Annotated in this window: 20 protein-coding genes; 8 read left to right on the forward strand and 12 right to left on the reverse strand. The window is 70.5% G+C overall.

Annotated elements, in window-relative coordinates:
• Positions 1 to 78: 78 nt before the first annotated feature.
• The 3 genes from pknB (at position 79) to ACGFWE_RS10025 (ending at position 3,605) form a co-directional block, all read left to right on the forward strand.
• Entirely contained in the window at positions 79 to 2,016 is a 1,938-nt protein-coding gene (gene pknB / locus ACGFWE_RS10015; protein WP_393599199.1) for a Stk1 family PASTA domain-containing Ser/Thr kinase, read from the forward strand.
• Positions 2,017 to 2,203: 187 nt separating this feature from the next.
• Positions 2,204 to 3,139, forward strand: coding sequence for a deoxyribonuclease IV (locus ACGFWE_RS10020; protein ID WP_352382937.1), 936 nt, complete (start codon positions 2,204 to 2,206; stop codon positions 3,137 to 3,139).
• Between the two features lie 13 nt (positions 3,140 to 3,152).
• Complete coding sequence (locus ACGFWE_RS10025; protein WP_352382939.1) at positions 3,153 to 3,605, forward strand: DUF4396 domain-containing protein; 453 nt, start codon at positions 3,153 to 3,155, stop codon at positions 3,603 to 3,605.
• A gap of 28 nt (positions 3,606 to 3,633) precedes the next feature.
• On the opposite strand, the gene ACGFWE_RS10030 is transcribed toward ACGFWE_RS10025, so the two are convergent.
• Complete coding sequence (locus ACGFWE_RS10030) at positions 3,634 to 4,266, reverse strand: sulfite oxidase-like oxidoreductase (protein WP_393599202.1); 633 nt, start codon at positions 4,264 to 4,266, stop codon at positions 3,634 to 3,636.
• A gap of 177 nt (positions 4,267 to 4,443) precedes the next feature.
• Here ACGFWE_RS10030 and bfr point away from each other — a divergent pair, with 177 nt between their 5' ends.
• Positions 4,444 to 4,923, forward strand: coding sequence for a bacterioferritin (bfr, locus tag ACGFWE_RS10035; protein WP_007381448.1), 480 nt, complete (start codon positions 4,444 to 4,446; stop codon positions 4,921 to 4,923).
• A 35-nt stretch (positions 4,924 to 4,958) separates the two neighbouring features.
• On the opposite strand, the gene ACGFWE_RS10040 is transcribed toward bfr, so the two are convergent.
• Both ACGFWE_RS10040 and ACGFWE_RS10045 read right to left on the reverse strand, forming a co-directional pair.
• Complete coding sequence (locus ACGFWE_RS10040; RefSeq protein ID WP_352382943.1) at positions 4,959 to 5,192, reverse strand: (2Fe-2S)-binding protein; 234 nt, start codon at positions 5,190 to 5,192, stop codon at positions 4,959 to 4,961.
• 134 nt (positions 5,193 to 5,326) lie between these two features.
• A complete protein-coding gene (locus ACGFWE_RS10045) occupies positions 5,327 to 6,679 on the reverse strand; it encodes a class II 3-deoxy-7-phosphoheptulonate synthase (RefSeq protein WP_352382945.1) in 1,353 nt (450 codons plus the stop codon).
• A 96-nt stretch (positions 6,680 to 6,775) separates the two neighbouring features.
• On the opposite strand from ACGFWE_RS10045, the gene ACGFWE_RS10050 reads away from it, so the two are divergent.
• Together ACGFWE_RS10050 and ACGFWE_RS10055 are read left to right on the forward strand one after the other, a co-directional pair.
• Positions 6,776 to 6,832, forward strand: coding sequence for a trp operon leader peptide (locus tag ACGFWE_RS10050; RefSeq protein WP_071528813.1), 57 nt, complete (start codon positions 6,776 to 6,778; stop codon positions 6,830 to 6,832).
• Positions 6,833 to 6,933: 101 nt separating this feature from the next.
• Positions 6,934 to 8,802, forward strand: coding sequence for an anthranilate synthase family protein (locus tag ACGFWE_RS10055; protein ID WP_352382947.1), 1,869 nt, complete (start codon positions 6,934 to 6,936; stop codon positions 8,800 to 8,802).
• Between the two features lie 11 nt (positions 8,803 to 8,813).
• Here the strand turns inward: ACGFWE_RS10055 and ACGFWE_RS10060 are convergent, their stop codons facing one another.
• Genes ACGFWE_RS10060 through ACGFWE_RS10075 form a run of 4 tightly spaced genes read right to left on the reverse strand, consistent with a single transcriptional unit; the run spans position 8,814 to position 12,569 of the window.
• Positions 8,814 to 9,842 (reverse strand): 6-phosphofructokinase, encoded by a 1,029-nt coding sequence (locus tag ACGFWE_RS10060; RefSeq protein WP_352382948.1) that lies wholly within the window; start codon positions 9,840 to 9,842, stop codon positions 8,814 to 8,816.
• Between the two features lie 53 nt (positions 9,843 to 9,895).
• Entirely contained in the window at positions 9,896 to 10,570 is a 675-nt protein-coding gene (locus ACGFWE_RS10065) for a response regulator transcription factor (protein ID WP_352382949.1), read from the reverse strand.
• Positions 10,567 to 11,796 carry a MacS family sensor histidine kinase gene (gene macS, locus ACGFWE_RS10070; protein WP_352382951.1) on the reverse strand — a complete coding sequence of 410 codons (1,230 nt, stop codon included), beginning with the start codon at positions 11,794 to 11,796 and terminating at the stop codon, positions 10,567 to 10,569. The genes ACGFWE_RS10065 and macS overlap by 4 nt, the downstream gene beginning before the upstream one ends.
• 38 nt (positions 11,797 to 11,834) lie before the next feature.
• Positions 11,835 to 12,569: a lysophospholipid acyltransferase family protein gene (locus tag ACGFWE_RS10075; RefSeq protein ID WP_352382953.1), complete on the reverse strand. Its 735-nt coding sequence runs from the start codon at positions 12,567 to 12,569 to the stop codon at positions 11,835 to 11,837.
• A gap of 144 nt (positions 12,570 to 12,713) precedes the next feature.
• Between ACGFWE_RS10075 and ACGFWE_RS10080 the strand changes: the two genes are divergently transcribed.
• Together ACGFWE_RS10080 and ACGFWE_RS10085 are read left to right on the forward strand one after the other, a co-directional pair.
• Positions 12,714 to 13,493: an alpha/beta fold hydrolase gene (locus tag ACGFWE_RS10080; protein ID WP_352382955.1), complete on the forward strand. Its 780-nt coding sequence runs from the start codon at positions 12,714 to 12,716 to the stop codon at positions 13,491 to 13,493.
• On the forward strand, positions 13,486 to 14,115 hold the full coding sequence (locus ACGFWE_RS10085; RefSeq protein WP_352382956.1) for a hypothetical protein: 630 nt from the start codon (positions 13,486 to 13,488) through the stop codon (positions 14,113 to 14,115). The genes ACGFWE_RS10080 and ACGFWE_RS10085 overlap by 8 nt, the downstream gene beginning before the upstream one ends.
• 15 nt (positions 14,116 to 14,130) lie before the next feature.
• Here ACGFWE_RS10085 and ACGFWE_RS10090 read toward each other — a convergent pair whose 3' ends face one another.
• From ACGFWE_RS10090 to ACGFWE_RS10110, 5 genes are all read right to left on the reverse strand, one after another.
• Positions 14,131 to 14,838 carry an endonuclease/exonuclease/phosphatase family protein gene (locus ACGFWE_RS10090; RefSeq protein ID WP_352382958.1) on the reverse strand — a complete coding sequence of 236 codons (708 nt, stop codon included), beginning with the start codon at positions 14,836 to 14,838 and terminating at the stop codon, positions 14,131 to 14,133.
• An 87-nt stretch (positions 14,839 to 14,925) separates the two neighbouring features.
• Positions 14,926 to 15,879, reverse strand: coding sequence for an ROK family glucokinase (locus ACGFWE_RS10095; RefSeq protein ID WP_352382960.1), 954 nt, complete (start codon positions 15,877 to 15,879; stop codon positions 14,926 to 14,928).
• Positions 15,880 to 15,946: 67 nt separating this feature from the next.
• Positions 15,947 to 16,423: a DUF5304 domain-containing protein gene (locus tag ACGFWE_RS10100; RefSeq protein WP_352382962.1), complete on the reverse strand. Its 477-nt coding sequence runs from the start codon at positions 16,421 to 16,423 to the stop codon at positions 15,947 to 15,949.
• A 57-nt stretch (positions 16,424 to 16,480) separates the two neighbouring features.
• Positions 16,481 to 17,638 carry an ArsA family ATPase gene (locus ACGFWE_RS10105; protein ID WP_393599207.1) on the reverse strand — a complete coding sequence of 386 codons (1,158 nt, stop codon included), beginning with the start codon at positions 17,636 to 17,638 and terminating at the stop codon, positions 16,481 to 16,483.
• A gap of 192 nt (positions 17,639 to 17,830) precedes the next feature.
• Positions 17,831 to 18,271, reverse strand: a complete 441-nt coding sequence (locus tag ACGFWE_RS10110) for an SRPBCC family protein (protein ID WP_352382966.1) — start codon at positions 18,269 to 18,271, stop codon at positions 17,831 to 17,833.
• Between the last annotated feature and the right edge of the window lie 2 nt (positions 18,272 to 18,273).

Here is an 18,273-nt window from a genome sequence, read left to right on the forward strand (position 1 = left end):
GTCACAGCTCGGCTGCAGTACCGCCCCGATCGGGTCGAACCGAATCGACTGTCAGCGGCGGCTCGTACACTCGCCTGCGTGGATACGACCCTTCAGGACCCGCTGGTCGGGCAGGTGCTCGACGGCCGCTACCGCGTGGACGCGCGGATCGCGGTCGGCGGGATGGCCACGGTCTACCGGGCCCTGGACACCCGCCTGGACCGCGTGCTCGCGCTCAAGGTGATGCACCCCGCGCTCGCGGCGGACGGGACCTTCGTCGAGCGGTTCATCCGGGAGGCCAAGTCCGTCGCCCGGCTCGCCCACCCCAACGTGGTGCAGGTCTTCGACCAGGGCACCGACGGGTCGTACGTCTATCTCGCCATGGAGTACGTCGCCGGCTGCACCCTGCGTGACGTGCTGCGCGAGCGCGGGGCCCTGCAGCCGCGCGCCGCCCTGGACATCCTGGAACCGGTGCTCGCCGCGCTCGGCGCCGCGCACCGCGCCGGTTTCGTGCACCGGGACATGAAGCCGGAGAACGTCCTGATAGGGGACGACGGCCGGGTCAAGGTCGCCGACTTCGGTCTCGTGCGGTCGGTCAACACGGTGACGAGCAGCACCGGAGCCGTCCTCGGCACCGTGTCCTATCTCTCACCCGAGCAGATCGAGCAGCCGGGCGCCGCGGACGCCCGCGTCGACGTGTACGCGTGCGGTGTCGTCCTGTACGAGATGCTGACCGGCAGCCAGCCGCACGACGGCGACTCCCCCGCCATAGTCCTCTACAAGCACCTCCACGAGGATGTCCCACCTCCCTCGGCCGTGGTCCCGGGGCTGCCGTACGAACTGGACGAACTGGTCGCGTCGGCCACCGCCCGCACCCCGGATCTGCGTCCGTACGACGCCGTGGCACTGCTCGCGCAGACCCGCGAGGCGTATGGCCGGCTGAGCGCCGACCAGCTGGACGCGGTGCCGCCGCAGGCGCTGTCGGTGGAGTACGCCGGCGCCGAGAACAGCACGAGCGTGATCCCGCGCGCCCTGACGGTGCCGCGTCTGCTGCCGGTCAACGAGGACGAACCCGAGCCGGTGTACCACCGCACCAGCGTCCTGGAGAGTCCCCCGCTCCCGCCGTCCCGGCGTGGCCGCTCCTCGGGCGGTTCCCGACGCGGCCCGCTCCTGATCGTCGCCGCGGTCCTGCTGGCCCTCGGGCTCGGAGCGGGCGTCTGGTACATCAACTCCGGCCAGTTCACGCAGGTCCCGGCCCTCCTGGCGAAGACCGAGGCACAGGCCCGGGACCGGCTGGACGAGGCCGGCCTGGAGACCGGCAAGGTCACCTACGCCTACAGCGACACCGTCAAGCGCGGCACCGTCATCAGCACGGACCCGGAGATCGGCACCCGGATACGGAACCACGACTCCGTTTCGATCACCCTCTCCAAGGGCCCGCAGACGGTGAAGGTGCCCGACGTGGACGGGTACGAACTCGGCAGGGCGAGAACCCGGCTGAAGACGGAAGGGCTCCAACCGGGCATGGTGACCCGGGAGTTCAGCGACGATGTCCCCAAGGGGTTCGTGATCGGCACCGACCCCGAGGGCGGCACCACGCTGCACGCGGGCTCGGCGATCGCGCTCACCGTCAGCAAGGGCGCCCCGGTCGACGTCCCGGACGTCACCGGCGAGGACCTGGCGGACGCCAAGGCCGATCTGGCCGAGGCCGGCCTGAAGGTCAAGGTCGCCACCGCGCGGGTCAACTCCGACGACGACGCGGGCCAGGTCGCCCGGCAGACCCCGGACGCCGGCAGTCAAGCGGCCGACGGCGACACCGTCACGCTGACGATCTCCAAGGGCCCTGAGATGGTCGAGGTCCCGGATGTCACGGGCGACAGCGTGGACGACGCCAAGTCGGAACTGGAGGAGGCGGGCTTCCAGGTCGAGGAGGACCGCGGCCTGCTCGGCCTCTTCGGCGACACGGTGAAAAAGCAGTCGGTGGACGGCGGGGTCACGGCTCCCAAGGGTTCGACGATCACGATCACCATCCGCTGACGAACGCTCCGCGCGGGTGCCGCTCCTTGCCCTCACACGGCCACGGGCGCGGCCGCCTGCGCCACACCCACCCACGGGCGCGGGGAACTGCGCGCCCAGCCCCCACGGACCCGCAGCCACCCGAGGCAAGAGGCACCCCACCCCACCCCACCGGCCCGAGCGCCGCAGGCAATGGCACCCTGGATCGGTGACAACACAGCGCAACCCCGTCGGCGGCCACGTCCCCGTGGCCGGTGGCCTTCACTCAGTGGGCCTGTCGTACGCCCAGGACCTCGATGCCGAGACCGTGCAGGTCTTCGTCGCCAATCCGCGCGGCTGGGCCACCCCCGTCGGGAACCCGCGCCAGGACGAGGCGTTCCGTGAGGTCTGCGCGGAAAGGGCGATACCGGCGTACGTCCACGCCCCGTACCTGATCAACTTCGGCTCGCACACCGAGGCGACCGTGGAGAGGTCGGTCGACTCGCTCCGGCACTCCCTCCGACGCGGACGGGAGATCGGCGCGCGAGGAGTCGTCGTGCACACCGGGAGCGCGACCGGCGGCCGCGACCGTTCCGTGGCCCTGAAGCAGGTGCGCGAGTACCTGCTGCCGCTCCTGGACGAGCTGACCCACGACGACGACCCGTATCTGCTCCTGGAGTCGACGGCCGGCCAGGGCTCCTCGCTCTGTTCCCGGACCTGGGACTTCGGGCCGTACTTCGAGGCCCTGGACGCCCATCCGAAACTCGGCGTCTGCCTGGACACCTGCCACATCTTCGCCGCCGGCCACGACCTCACCGGCCCGTTCGGCATGCACCAGACGCTCGACCTCCTGGTGGACACGGTCGGCGAGGGCCGCCTGAAGCTGATCCACGCCAACGACTCCAAGGACGTGGTCGGCGCTCACAAGGACCGCCACGAGAACATCGGCTCCGGCCACATCGGCGAGGACCCGTTCCGCGCCCTGATGACCCACCCCGCCACCGAGGGCGTCCCCCTGATCATCGAGACACCCGGCGGCAAGGAGGGCCACGCGGCGGACGTGGAGCGGCTGAAGAAACTCCGGGACGGACAACCGGCAGGGAGTACGGAATACCCCCCGGGGGTACACGGTTCCCATCTGCTGCACGCAGGAACCGTCACCTGACATGGGGGGACTCATGCAACACCAAACACAGGGATGGGCCGTCGCCGTCCAGGCCACCCTCCACTGCCTCACCGGCTGCGCCATCGGTGAGGTGCTCGGCATGGTCGTCGGGACCGCGCTGGGCTGGGGCAACCTGGCGACCACCGTCCTGGCGATCGTCCTGGCCTTCTTCTTCGGCTACTCGCTCACCCTGCGCGGGGTCCTGAAGGCCGGCATGGGCTTCAGGGCCGCGCTTCGAGTCGCACTGGCCGCCGACACCCTGTCCATCGCCGTGATGGAGCTGATCGACAACGGCGTGATCGCCCTGTGGCCGGACGCCATGGACGCGGAACTCGCCGATCTGCTGTTCTGGGTGTCGCTGGCGATCTCGCTGGCCATCGCGTTCGTCGTCACCGTGCCGGTCAACAAGTGGATGATCGGCCTCGGCAAGGGGCATGCCGTGGTCCACCAGCACCACGGCCACTGAGCCTCAGAGCATGACGGGCCTCAGAGCATCACAGCTCGGGGCCGTCCCCCGGCTCCTCCTGGTAGGAGTACCGCTGTTCCCGCCAGGGGTCGCCGACGTTGTGGTAGCCGCGCTCCTCCCAGAAGCCGCGCCGGTCGGCGGTCATGTACTCCACGCCACGGACCCATTTGGGCCCCTTCCAGGCGTACAGATGGGGGACGACCAGGCGGAGCGGGAACCCGTGCTCCGCGGTCAGCAGCTCCCCGTCCTTGTGGGTGGCGAAGATCGCGCGGTCGGACGCGAAGTCCGCGAGCCGCAGGTTGGAGCTGAAGCCGTACTCGGCCCACACCATCACATGGGTGACCGTCGGCGCGGGCGGGGCGATCTCCAGGATGGTGCGGGCGGGAATGCCGCCCCACTCGGCGCCGAGCATGCTGAACTTCGTCACACAGTGCAGATCGCCCACGACGGTGGTATGCGCCAGAGCCGTGAACTCCTCGTGGTTCCAGCAGTGCTTCTCGTCGTCCGCGGTGGCGCCGAAGACCCGGAACTCCCAGCGCTCGGGCCGGAACTTGGGGACCGGGCCGTAGTGCGTGACGGGCCAGCCGCGCTGCAGTCGCTGCCCCGGCGGAAGCTCGGAGTGCGCCGCTTCTCCACTCTCCCGCTCCACCGGCTGACCCATGCCTTCCATCCTGACAGACCCGAGGCGATGCACCCGACCAACCCCCACTCAACACATCCCAAATCAGACTAAGCATGCACTTACTTACTAAGTGAAGACTTACTGGACGATCTTCTTCGCCGGTGCGAGGATGCGGCGCAGCCTGCCAGTTCCCCACGGTTGGAAGGAGCCTCTGCGATGCAGGGCGACCCCGAGGTCATCGAATTCCTCAACGAGCAGCTCACGGGCGAGCTCACCGCGATCAACCAGTACTTCCTGCACGCGAAGATGCAGGAGAACTTCGGCTGGACGAAGCTCGCGAAGTACACGCGGCACGAGTCGTTCGACGAGATGAAGCACGCCGAGGTCCTCACCGACCGCATCCTCTTCCTGGAGGGGCTGCCGAACTACCAGCGGCTGTTCCATGTGCGCGTGGGCCAGACCGTCAAGGAGATGTTCGAGGCCGACCGGCAGGTCGAGGTCGAGGCGATCGACCGGCTCAAGCGCGGAATCGAGGTGATGCGCGCCAAGGGGGACATCACCTCGGCAAACATCTTCGAGTCGATCCTCGCGGACGAGGAGCACCACATCGACTATCTCGACACGCAGCTGGAGCTGCTGGAGAAGCTCGGTGAGGCGCTGTACATCGCCCAGCTGATCGAGCAGCCCGAGAGCTAGTCCGGGGAGCTGGGCCGGAGAGCTGGGCCGGAGAGCTAGGCCGCCTCTTCCAGTTCCTCGACTCCGGCCAGGACCTGCTTGCCCGGGTCGGCCGGCTCACGGCGGGGGAACGCGCCACGGCCGAGGATCGCCTGGATCCGACGTACACAGGATCCGCAGTCCGTCCCGGCTTTGCAGGCGGAGGCGATCTGTCGGGGTGTACAGGCGCCGCTGTCCGCGTGCTGCTGGACCTGCGCTTCGGTCACGCCGAAGCAGTTGCAGACGTACACGCGGACTCACCTCCTGCCGAGATCGATAAGGCTAACCTAACCTTACCCGGCGCTCAGGAACCGCAAAAGTGGAGCGGGGCGCGGATCGTATGTGATCCGCGCCCCACTTCATGTCCTGGTAGCAGGCGAACCCGTCACTGGTCCCTGTACATCTCCGCGACGAGGAAGGCCAGGTCGAGCGACTGGCTGCGGTTGAGCCGCGGGTCGCAGGCCGTCTCGTAGCGCTGGTGCAGATCGTCGACGAAGATCTCGTCGCCGCCGCCCACGCACTCGGTGACGTCGTCGCCGGTGAGCTCGACATGGATGCCGCCCGGGTGGGTGCCGAGGCCCTTGTGGACCTCGAAGAAGCCCTTGACCTCGTCGAGCACGTCGTCGAAGCGGCGGGTCTTGTGGCCGGAGGCCGCCTCGTAGGTGTTGCCGTGCATCGGGTCGGTGATCCAGGCGACGGTCGCGCCGGAGGCGGTGACCTTCTCGACCAGCTCGGGCAGCTTGTCGCGGACCTTGTCGGCGCCCATGCGGACGATGAAGGTCAGCCGGCCGGGCTCGCGGTCGGGGTCCAGGCGCTCGATGTACTGCAGCGCCTCCTCGGCCGTGGTCGTCGGGCCGAGCTTGATGCCGATCGGGTTGCGGATCTGCGAGGCGAACTCGATGTGCGCGCCGTCCAGCTGCCGGGTGCGCTCACCGATCCACACCATGTGCGCGGAGACGTCGTACAGCCGCCCGGTGCGCGAGTCCACGCGGGTGAGCGCCGACTCGTAGTCCAGCAGCAGCGCCTCGTGCGAGGAGTAGAACTCGACGGTCTTGAACTCCTCCGGGTCGGTCCCGCAGGCCCGCATGAAGTTCAGCGCCTGGTCGATCTCCCGGGCCAGCTGCTCGTAGCGCTGGCCGGAGGGGGACGACTTCACGAAGTCCTGGTTCCAGGCGTGCACCTGGCGCAGGTCGGCGTAGCCGCCGGTGGTGAAGGCGCGCACCAGATTGAGCGTGGAGGCGGACGCGTTGTACATCCGCTTCAGGCGCTCGGGGTCCGGGATGCGGGCCTTCTCGTTGAACTCGAAGCCGTTGACGGAGTCGCCCCGGTAGGTCGGCAGCGTCACGCCGTCGCGGGTCTCGGTGCCCTTGGAGCGCGGCTTGGAGTACTGGCCGGCGATACGGCCGACCTTCACGACCGGCACCGAGGCGGCGTACGTCAGCACGGCGCCCATCTGGAGCAGCGTCTTGAGCTTGTTGCGGATGTGGTCCGCGGACACGGCGTCGAAGGCCTCGGCGCAGTCGCCGCCCTGGAGGAGGAACGCCTCTCCCTTGGCGACGGCCGCCAACCGGGCGCGCAGCTGGTCGCACTCGCCCGCGAAGACGAGCGGCGGATACGACGCGAGGTCCGCGATCACTGCGCGCAGAGCCTCGGTGTCGGGGTACTCGGGCTGCTGCGCCGCGGGCAGGTCTCGCCAGGTGTTGCCGGCGCTGGCGCCGGTCTTAGCGTTCACGGTCACGACCTCAACATTACGGGGTCGTGTCATGGCTCCCGAGCCGTGCCCAGGAAATGAGACACGGGGTACGAGGGTCGGACATGGGATAGGGTGCCTCGCATGTTCGCGCACTCGACCCAGAACTGGTGGTGGACCGCTCATCCGGCGGCCCACTGACTGCGCGTACGCAAGACTTCGCGAAGGCCGCCCGAGGGGCGGCCTTCGGCGTTTCCGGGGTCGTTCCTCACCGACATCGAGTCATCGAGAGTTGAGGAACCATGGACCTGACACACCTCCTGGACGACGACCGCCCCTTCGCCCTGCTCCGCCGCCGCACCCCCGGCCACGACGAGAGCACGGTGGAACTGCTCCTCGGCCCCGTCAGCACCTACGACCGTCTCGCCGACCTCCCCGACGAGGGGCTCGCGCTCATCCCGTTCCGCCAGATCCGGGAGCGCGGCTTCGACGTCAGGGACGACGGCACACCGCTGGCGGTGCTGACCCCCGAGGAGACGTACGAGCTCTCTCTCGCCGAAGTGCTGGAACAGCTGCCCACGCATCACGTCCGGGTCGAGAACGGCGGCTTCGACGTCGCCGACGAGGAATACGCCGAGATCGTCGGGCGGGTCCTGCACGAGGAGATCGGGCGCGGCGAGGGCGCCAACTTCGTGATCCGGCGGACGTACGAGGGCGAGATCCCGGGATTCTCCCGCGCGGACGCCCTCGCGCTGTTCCGGCGGCTACTGGTGGGCGAGCGGGGCGCGTACTGGACCTTCGTCGTCCACACCGGCGAGCGCACCCTGGTCGGCGCGAGCCCCGAGGTGCACGTCCGGATGAGCGGCGGGACCGTCGTCATGAACCCGATCAGCGGGACGTACCGCTATCCCGCCGAGGGCCCCACTCCCGAGCACCTGCTCGGCTTCCTCGCCGACGGCAAGGAGATCGAGGAGCTGTCGATGGTCGTCGACGAGGAGCTCAAGATGATGTGCACGGTCGGTGACATGGGCGGGGTCGTCATCGGGCCCCGGCTGAAGGAGATGGCCCACCTCGCGCACACCGAGTACGAACTGCGCGGGAAGTCCTCGCTGGACGTGCGGGAGGTCCTGAAGGAGACCATGTTCGCGGCCACCGTCACCGGTTCCCCGGTGCAGAACGCCTGCCGGGTCATCGAGCGGCACGAGGTCGGCGGGCGCGGCTACTACGCCGGGGCGCTGGCCCTGCTCGGCCGGTACGGGCGGGAAGGATCTGCCGGAGCGCAGACCCTGGACTCCCCCATCCTCATCCGCACCGCGGACATCTCCGCCGACGGCCGCCTCAGGGTCCCCGTCGGCGCGACCCTCGTGCGCGGTTCGGACCCGGCGAGCGAGGTGGCGGAGACCCACGCGAAGGCGGCGGGGGTGCTGGCGGCTCTCGGCGTACGACCGTCCCGGCCCCGCGCGGAGCACGCGCGCGTGAGTCTCGCCGACGACCCACGCGTGCGTGCCGCGCTCGACGGGCGGCGCACCTCGCTGGCGCCGTTCTGGCTGCGGATGCAGGAGCCCCTCGACGAGCTCACCGGACACGCCCTGGTCGTCGACGCCGAGGACACCTTCACGGCGATGCTCGCGCACGTCCTGCGGTCGAGCGGGCTGGACGTCACCGTCCGCCGGTACGACGAGGAAGGGCTCCGGGAGGCGGTGCTCGCGCACGAGGGACCGGTCGTGCTCGGCCCCGGTCCCGGTGACCCCTGCGACCTGGACGACCCGAAGATGCGGTTCCTGCGGGGCCTGACCACCGAGGTGATCAGGCAGCACCGGCACGGCGTCCTCGGCGTCTGCCTCGGACACGAGCTGATCGCGGCCGAGCTGGGCCTGGAGATCGTACGGAAGGAAGTGCCGTACCAGGGCGCGCAGACGACGGTCGATCTGTTCGGGCGGCCCGAGACCGTGGGCTTCTACAACAGCTTCGTGGCGCACTGCGACGACGAGACGGCGGCCGAACTGGCCGCGCACGAGGTAGAGATCAGCCGGGCGGACAACGGAGAGGTGCACGCCCTGCGCGGTCCCGGCTTCGCGGGCGTCCAGTTCCACCCGGAGTCGGTCCTGACCCTGAACGGCGCCGTCGTCGTACGGGAGTTGGTGAGGCAGCTGCGCCGCACGACCGTGTGAGCCGGCCGGCGTCAGCCGAAGAACACCCCCACCTCCTCGTACAGCTTCGGGTCGACCGTCTTCAGCTTCGCCGTCGCCTCCGCGATCGGCACGCGCACGATGTCCGTTCCGCGCAGGGCGACCATCTTGCCGAAGTCGCCCTCGCGGACGGCGTCGATGGCGTGCAGACCGAAGCGGGTGGCGAGCCAGCGGTCGAAGGCGCTGGGGGTGCCGCCGCGCTGGATGTGCCCGAGGACGGTCGTGCGGGCTTCCTTGCCGGTGCGCTTCTCGATCTGCTTGGCCAGCCACTCGCCGACCCCGGACAGCCGCACGTGTCCGAAGGAGTCGAGCGACTCGTCCTTGAGGACCGCGTCGCCGTCCTTCGGCACGGCACCCTCGGCGACGACCACGATCGGGGCGTACGACGCCCTGAAGCGGGAGGTGATCCAGGCGCACACCTGGTCGATGTCGAAGCGCTGCTCGGGGATGAGGATGACGTTGGCGCCGCCCGCGAGGCCGGAGTGCAGGGCTATCCAGCCGGCGTGGCGGCCCATCACCTCGCAGACCAGGACGCGCATATGGGACTCGGCGGTGGTGTGCAGCCGGTCGATGGCCTCGGTGGCGATGCCGACCGCGGTGTCGAAGCCGAAGGTGTAGTCGGTGGCGGAGAGGTCGTTGTCGATGGTCTTCGGTACGCCGACGCAGGGCACTCCGTGGTGGTCGGAGAGCTGTGCGGCCACGCCCAGGGTGTCCTCGCCGCCGATGGCGATGAGCGCCTCGATCTCCCGCGCGGCCAGGTTCTCCTGGATCCGGCGGATGCCGTCCTCCCGCTTCAGCGGGTTGGTGCGGGAGGAGCCGAGGATGGTGCCGCCGCGGGGCAGGATGCCGCGCACGGCCGGGATGTCGAGACGCACGGTGGCGTCCTCCAGTGGACCCCGCCAGCCGTCCCGGAAGCCGGTGAAGTCATAGCCGTACTCCTGTACGCCCTTGCGGACTATGGCCCGGATGACGGCGTTGAGGCCGGGGCAGTCGCCGCCTCCGGTCAGTACTCCGACGCGCATGGACAGATCCCTTCGCCGCAGGTGCCTGACGAAGGGTCAGTGTGACGCCCGTCTCACTCGTCGTCGAGGCCTCGTTCAATGGCGTATCGGACGAGCTCGACCCTGTTGTGGAGTTGCAGCTTGCCGAGGGTGTTCTGGACGTGGTTCTGGACCGTGCGGTGGGAGATGACCAGACGTTCGGCGATCTGCTTGTAGCTCAGGCCCTTGGCGACCAGCCTGAGCACCTCGGTCTCGCGCTCGGTGAGTTGCGGGGCCCTGGGCTGGTCGGGGTCGGTGGTGGGCGCGGGGTCGGTGGCCAGGCGCCGGTACTCGCCGAGGACAAGGCCCGCGAGGCCGGGCGTGAAGACGGGGTCGCCGACGGCCGTGCGGCGGACCGCGTCCAGGAGTTCCTCGGTCGAGGCCGACTTCAGCAGATAGCCGGTCGCGCCCGACTTCACGGCCTCCAGGACATCCGCGTGCTCGCCGCTCGCCGACAGCACGAGGACGCGCAGGGCCGGGTTGTGGCCGACGAGCTCCTTGCAGACCTGGACGCCGGGCTTCACCGGCAGGTTCAGGTCGAGCACCAGCACGTCGGGGTCCACCGCCCTGGCGCGGCGTACGGCCTGGTCGCCGTCGCCCGCGGTGGCGACCACGTCGAAGCCGGACTCGGCCAGGTCCCGGGCGACCGCGTCGCGCCACATGGGGTGGTCGTCGACCACCATGACCCTGATCGGACCCTTGTCGCTCATCGCTGTCCTGCCTTCCCCCGTGAGACCTTCGGTACCTTCAGCTCGACCTCCGTGCCCTGCCCCGGAGGCGAGATCAGCTCGGCGCTGCCGCCGAGTTCGCGCAGCCTGCCCCGGATCGACAGGGCCACCCCGAGCCGCCCCTCCCCCTCGGCCTGGGCGAGCCGTCCTTCGGGGATGCCGGGTCCGTCGTCCCGTACGGTCACGATCACCTCGTCGGGTTCGTCCTCGACGAGGATCCACGCGCGCGCGTGGTCACCGGCGTGCCGGTGCACGTTGTCCAGGGCGGCCCCGACGGCCGCGGCCAGCTCGCGCGCGGCGGGCGGGGGCAGCGGGACGGGGGCGCCGGGCTCGACGAGGGAGACCTTCGCCGAGGCGTACGGGGCGAGCAGCGCGCGCAGGTCGAGCGGACCGTCGTCCGGTCCGTCGTCGGCCCGCTCGTCGTCGACGACGTGGACGACCGCCCCCTGGGCCGCGTCCCGCGACACCCGGGAGACGGACGTCAGCCCGCCGGAGACCAGGGTGCGCAGCGCCACCTCCTGCTCGCCGGCCATCCGGCCCAGCTCGGCCGCCTCACCGCCCATGACCGCGCCCCGGCGCTGCACCATGGCGAGCACCTGCAGGACGCTGTCGTGGATGTCCCGGGCCAGCCGCTCACGCTCCCGGGTCGCCGCCTCGATCTCCAGGGCGCGGGCGAGGGTGCGCTCGGAGGCGCGGGCGACCTCGACGACGTAGCCGATGGCGATGGAGGCGACCCAGACGAGGATCACGTTGTGGACGGTGTCGCGGGCCGGCTGGCCGCGCTCGACGAGGTTGGCGGCGGCGACCGGCGTGGAGGCGAGCGCGGCCCAGCGCCAGCCGCCCTTGATGGCGAAGGCGAGGACGGAACCGGCGGTCCATATCGACGGCAGGGTGGGCCCGCCGCTGTCGATGTGGTGGTCGTTGACGACCAGCGGGGTCAGCACGATCCCGGTGAGCGCGATCGCGAGGTCGACGGCGAGGAAACGCTTGGTGCAGGCGGCCGCGTTCTGGACGCGGGGCAGCGTGGCGAGCGTCCAGACGCACAGGACGACGTAGTAGGTGATGGCGATGCCGGGCCGGTCGTACTCGTCGTACTGCGTGGCGAAGAGGCCGACCGCGTACAGCATGGTGAGCACCCGGTACCCGGTCAGCGCACGCCACAGCGGCTGCTCGACCGACATGCGCATGACGCGTACTTGTTTGGCCATCTCCCCCACCCCCGGCCCGGACTGCGTGTCCCAGGATCCTAGGGCTTGTCCTTGTCGGCCTTCGCGACAGCCGCCTTGGCGGCCTTCGCCGCGTCCGAGATCCGGCGCTTGGCGGCGGTCGCGTAGATGTCGACGTACTCCTGGCCGGAGAGCTTCATGATCTCGTACATGACCTCGTCGGTCACCGCGCGGAGCACGAAACGGTCGTGCTCCATGCCCTGGTAGCGGCTGAAGTCCAGCGGCTCGCCGATGCGGATGCCCGGCCGCATCAGCTTGGGCATGACCTTGCCGGGCGGCTGGATCTTCTCGGTGTCGATCATGGCGACCGGGATGACCGGGGCGCCGGAGGCGAGCGCCACGCGCGCGAGGCCGCCGGGCTTGCCCCGGTACAGGCGCCCGTCGGGCGAGCGGGTGCCCTCGGGATAGATGCCGAACAGCTCACCGCGCTCCAGCACGTCGAGGCCGCTCTTGATGGCCGCCTCGCCCGCGCCGCGCGCGCCGGAGCGGTCCACCGGCAGCTGGCCGACGCCCTTGAAGAAGGCGGCCGTGAGGCGGCCCTTCACTCCGGGCGTGGTGAAGTACTCGGCCTTCGCGATGAAGGTGACCTTGCGGTCGAGGACCGCGGGCAGGAAGAACGAGTCGGAGAACGACAGGTGGTTGCTCGCCAGGATGGCCGGGCCCTCGGCGGGAATGTTCTCCAGGCCCTCCACCCAGGGCCTGAAGGCAACCTTCAGCGGCCCACCGATGGCGACCTTCATCGTGCCGTACAACAACCGAGTGCCTCCTGTGTTCGTCGTTCAGACCTTAACCCGGAGGCCTGTCAAACAGACCGACGGCCCTGGTCGGTGTCAGTGCGGTCGCGTACGGTGAACCTCACCTGGACTTGCTCACGCTTCTTTCATGAACAGGAGACCTAGGTGCCGGTCCTCCCCGGAGCCGAGCCGTTCCGCCATGAGGGCGGGGAGGCCGGTGTCCTTCTCTGCCACGGCTTCACCGGTTCCCCCCAGTCGCTGCGGCCCTGGGCCCAGCACCTCGCCGACCGCGGTCTGACGGTCTCCCTGCCGCTGCTGCCCGGTCACGGCACCCGCTGGCAGGACATGGCGCTCACCGGCTGGCAGGACTGGTACGCCGAGGTGGACCGCGAGCTGCGTGCCCTGACCGAGCGCTGCGCCTCCGTGTTCGTGGCCGGTCTGTCCATGGGCGGCACCCTGGCCCTCAGGCTGGCCGCCAAGCACGGGGATGCGGTGAGCGGCGTCATCGTCGTCAACCCGGCGAACCGCATGCACGGCCTCGCGCCCTACGCCCTTCCGGTGGCCCGGCATTTCGTGCGCACGGCGCCCGGGATCGCCAGCGACATCAAGAAGGAGGGCAGCGTCGAGCTGGGGTACGACAAGGTGCCGCTGCACGCTGCCCACTCCCTGCGGACCTTCTTCCGCCAGGTCGACGGCGAGCTGCCGCAGGTCACCCAGCCGCTGCTGGTGCTGCGCAGCGCCCAGGACCATGTGGTGCCGGCGGCCGACTCGGCGCGGGTGCTGAGCCGGGTGTCGTCGACGGACGTAACAGAGATCGTGCTGGAACAGAGCTACCACGTGGCGACGTTGGACCATGACGCGGAGCGGATTTTCGACGAGAGCCTCGCGTTCATCGGCCGGCACACCACCGGCATCGGCAGTGAAGGGACGGCCGCCCGTGGCTGAGCACGACTCCGATCGCGAGGACCGCGAGGGCCCCGAGCCCGAGGAGCAGGGCGTCCCGTTCGACGAGGAGGCCGCGTGGGCGGCCATCGTCGCCGGGTACGGCGAGGAGCCCAAGGACCCGCCGGGCACGAAGCCGTTCAAGTCGGTCGAGGATCTCGCGCTGCTCGAGACCGAGACGAACGACGAGCCGGCGGCCACGCGGACCCAGCCGGAGAAGGACGCGCCGAAGGCGGACTCACCCAAGAAGGACTCACCGAAGCAGGACGAGAAGCCGGCGAAGCCGCTGGGCGGTTCCGTCTCCTTCGCGCCCGGCGTCGGGCCGCGTGACTACAGCGCGCCGGAGCCGTCCGAGGACGACTTCGAGGACGACGACGAGGGGCACTTCGTGCCGCCGGAGCCGCCGCCGCTGCCCGCCGCCGACACCACCGCCAAGTTCGCCTGGCTCGGAGTGCTCGGCGGGCCGCTTCTGCTGCTGGTCGCGGTGCTGCTCGGCTGGGAGATGACGTGGTGGCTGGCCACGGTGGGGATCGGCGGTTTCCTGGGCGGCTTCGCCACACTGGTGACGCGGATGCGGGCGGACGACGAGGACGACGAGAACCCCGGCCGGGGTGCCGTCGTCTAGGTCGGCTCGGCTCAGTCAGCTCACGGGGATGTTGAGGGTGGCCAGGACCGGAAGATGGTCGGTGGCCGCCCTCAGGTCTGTCTCCGTGATGCCGGGCAGGTCCACGGGGACTCCGCAGCCGACCACCTCGACGCCCTTGGTGGCGAAGATCGCGTCGATGCGCCGCTGGGGTTCGGTGCGGGTCCAGGTGTGTTCGGCGCCGGTGGGACTGCTCGCCCAGCAGTCCTGGAGGCTGTCCGCGATGCGGGTGAAGGCGGGGCCGGTGGGGCGTTCGTTGAGGTCGCCGCCCGCGACGGCGTGCTCCACGCCCATGCCGGCGAGGCGGTCGAGGAGCATGCCCGCCTGGTCGTAGCGCTCGTCCTTCTGCAGTGACAGGTGACAGCTCAGCACGCCGAGCCGGGCGCCGCCGATTCGCACGACGGCGGTGGCGAAGCCTCGTCGGTGCTCACCGGGGGTGAGCGGGAGGAGGACGTCTTCCGTCCGTTCGACCGTCGCCCGCAGGTTGCAGAGGATCGCGGGGCCCGCCGCCGTGCCGCCGCCGGTGAGGACGACCAGTCCCGTGGCTGACGCCAGCCTTGCCAGCTTCTTGCGCCAGCGGAAGAAGCGGGGGGCTTCCTGGATCAGGACGAGATCTGGTTCGCAGGCCTGGATGACCCGGGCCAGCGCGTCTGTGTCGTCTCGCATCGAGCGGATGTTGTAGCTCAGGACCTTGACCAGAACCATGTGGATCAATTTACGCCCAAGGAGAAGGGGCGTGGGGATCGCGCCCCACGCCCCTGAAGAGAAGCCCCTGAAGAGGAGAAGTCACCCCTACATGACCGGGTCGGGCTCTCTCGCCAGGTCCGCCGCACCCACCAGGCCCGCCTTGTTGCCCAGTTGGGCGGCAATGACGTCCGCCACCGGGCGCCAGTTGCCGCCCACCAGCCAGCGCTTGTAGGACTTGCGGATCGGGTCCAGGACCAGTTCGCCCTCGTCGGAGAGGCCGCCGCCGACGATGAAGGCGGACGGGTCGAAGAGGGAGGCCAGGTCCGCGAGGCCCGCGCCGGCCCAGCGGGCGAGCTCGCGGTAGGAGTCGACGGCGACCGGGTCGCCCTGACGGGCGGCCATGGAGATGTGCTTGCCCTCGATGCCGTCGGGGCTGCCGTCGCCGAGGCCCAGGAGGATCTCGGCGTTCTCCGGGGTGGCGTTGGCGCGCTGCTTGGCGTACCTCACCAGCGCCCGCCCCGACGCGTACTGCTCCCAGCAGCCCTGCGAGCCGCAGCCGCACAGCAGACCGTCCGGGACCATGCGGATGTGGCCGAACTCGGCCGCCACGCCGAAGTGACCGCGGCGCAGCTTGTTGCCGATGATGATGCCGCCGCCGAGGCCGGTGCCGAGCGTGATGCAGATGACGTTGCGGTGGCCCTTGCCGGCACCGAACTTGTACTCGCCCCAGGCGGCCGCGTTGGCGTCGTTCTCCACGACCACCGGGAGGCCCACGCGGGCCTCGACCTTCTCCTTCAGCGGTTCCTGACGCCAGTCGATGTTCGGTGCGAAGTAGACCGTGGAGCGCTGCCGGTTGACGTATCCGGCGGCCCCGATGCCCACGCCGACGATCTCGTGACCGGCGTGCGCGCCCTCCACCGCCGAGGCGATGGCGTCCACGATGCCCTCCGGCGTGCCCGGGGTCGGCACCGTGTGCGTCGAGAGGATGTTGCCTTCCTCGTCGACCACACCGGCCGCGATCTTCGTGCCGCCGATATCGACGCCGATGGTGAGTCCCATGAATCCCTCAGTTTCGGTCGAGCCCCGCTACGGCCAACCGTACCCGAGGCCCTGCCGTCAGGGGGTTTCAGTCCAAATCGATGCGCTCGCCGGGGCCCGGTTCCTCGCCCCGGTCGCGCAGGGTCTCGTCGCGGCGGCTCCAGCGCTGCTCCTGGGCCTGGACCGCGGAGCGGTAGGCGGCGAGGAGTTCGCCACCGGCGGCCGCGAGGTGGTCGAAGACGTCCGGGTTGCGCTCGATGACCGGCTCGACCGCGGCCTTGGCCTGCTGGACGACCTGCTTGACCACCTGCTGGGCGGCCGGCCCGGCGATGCCCCCGAGGAGCGGGGACTGGAGGCCGGACAGCTTCTCGGCGACGTTGTCGACGAGTTTGCGCAGCTCTTCGGCGGCCGAGCCCGGGGGCGGGCCGTACTGGGTGCGGCGGCGGGTCTTCTCCGCCGCGAGATCCTCCGCGACCGCCGTCGCCCATGCGTCGGCGTCGGTCGCCCGTACCTCGTCCACGGCCTCGTTCTCGTCGGCACCGGACGGGGGGAGTTCTTCGCTCATGACGGACTCCTGACTACGGTTCGTCCCTACGACGTTACCCGAATGGGCGTACGCGGTTCACGGGGTGCGGGGCCACAGATCCGGGTCCGGCGCGAACCGGATCCGCAGCTCGCCCTCGCGCAGGGCGGCGCCGGCGACGGTGCAGCGGCGCAGGGCCGAGGGCAGCGGGACGATCCGGCGGAACTGCCCCGCCCTGATGAGGAGTTCGTCACCGCGCCGGATCAGGTCCAGCTCGTCGCGCAGGGCGCCGGGCAGCGGGAGGTGCCACACCAGCACGCCGTCCTCGGCGAGGTGGTCGGCGACGGGCCACTCGACCGTGGAGGTCGTGTCGTTGACCACGGGGACGCCGAGGGCGGTGAGGTCGTCGTCGCCGCGGGGGTCGTGGCCCAGATGCGGGACGACCTGGACGTCGTACGACTCCTGCCACTCCTCCAGGGCCTTGCGCTGCTGGGCGACGAGTCCCGGGGACCAGTCCTCCGGTACGACGCGGTTGGCGACCAGGGTGTCGGGGCGCAGGCCGCGCAGGGCGAGGGCGAGGCTCGCGGCGCGGACCGCGTCGGTGCCGGCGGGGCCGGGTTCGGCGACGAGCCGCACCACGGCCCGCCGGTCGGCGAGGACGGCCTCGACCGCGCCGAGTTCCGTGTCCCAGCGGGCGGCGGTCTCGTACAGCCACTCCGAGGGCATGGGGATGCCGGCGAGCCGTCCGAGGACGGGCCGCAGGCCGGCGGCCGCCTGGCGCTCGGCGGGGAGGAGCCGGCGCAGGTACCGGCGCAGTTCCTCGGGGAGGGAGAGGAGGGCGAGGGCCTGCGGAGTGGGCGGCAGGTCCACGACGAGCAGGTCGTGCCGCTCGGACAGGGCCGCGTCGCGCAGGGCGCGCAGCAGGGTGAGCTCCTCGGCGCCGGGCAGCGGGGTGACCTCCTCGGGGTCGAGGCGGGAAGCGCCGAGCAGGTCGAGCACGTGCGAGGCACGGTCCTGGAAGGCGGCGAGATCGTCCCGGAACCCGGCGGTGGCGTCGGGGCGCCACGCGGTGAGGGTGGGGGTGACCTGGGCCGGGGTCGGGCCGGTGGGCACGCCGAGGATCGCGCCGAGGGTGTCGGTGCGGTCGGCACTCAGCACCAGGGTGCGGGTGCCGTCGCCTGCGGCGCGCAGGGCGGTGGCGGCGGCGACCGTCGTACGACCGCTGCCGCCGGGGCCGGTGATCAGGATGGTGCGCATAGGGGTGAACCGTAACGGACGCGACGGTTCAGTCCGGCGGGGCAGTCTTGCGGCTGCGGCCCGGTGGGGGCTGGTCGCGCCCACGCGGCGGAGCCGCACATCGACAGAGCCCCCGCGCCCCTGAGCGGGCGCAGTGATCGCCTACCCAGCTGTACCCGCCCACCCGCAGTCGACCGCGAACCGGCGAACCCCCTACCGCTCGGACTCCACCCGCTTCTTCAGCCCCGCCAGCGCCCGGTCGATGATGACCTTCTCCGCCTTGCGCTTGATCATGCCGAGCATCGGGATCTTGACGTCGACCGTCAGCAGGTAGGTGACCTCCGTCGAACCCGCGCCCGCCGGCTTCAGCACGTACGAACCGTCCAGCTGCCGCAGCATCTGGGACTTGACCAGCGTCCAGGAGACCTCGTTCTCGCCGGTCCACGTGTAGCCGAGGACCTGGTCGTCCTTGATGGCGCCCGCGTCCATGACCAGCCGGACCTGCTCGGCGCGGCCGGACGCGTCCGTCGACAGGACCTCCGCCTGCTTCACCTCACCCGTCCAGTCCGGGTAGCGGGCGAAGTCCGCGATCACCGCCATGACGTCGGCAGGCGCAGCTTCGATCGTGATGCTCGAACTGGTGTGTTCCGCCATCG

Source organism: Streptomyces sp. NPDC048523 (assembly GCF_043199815.1).
In the GTDB taxonomy this organism is placed as follows: Bacteria; Actinomycetota; Actinomycetes; order Streptomycetales; family Streptomycetaceae; genus Streptomyces.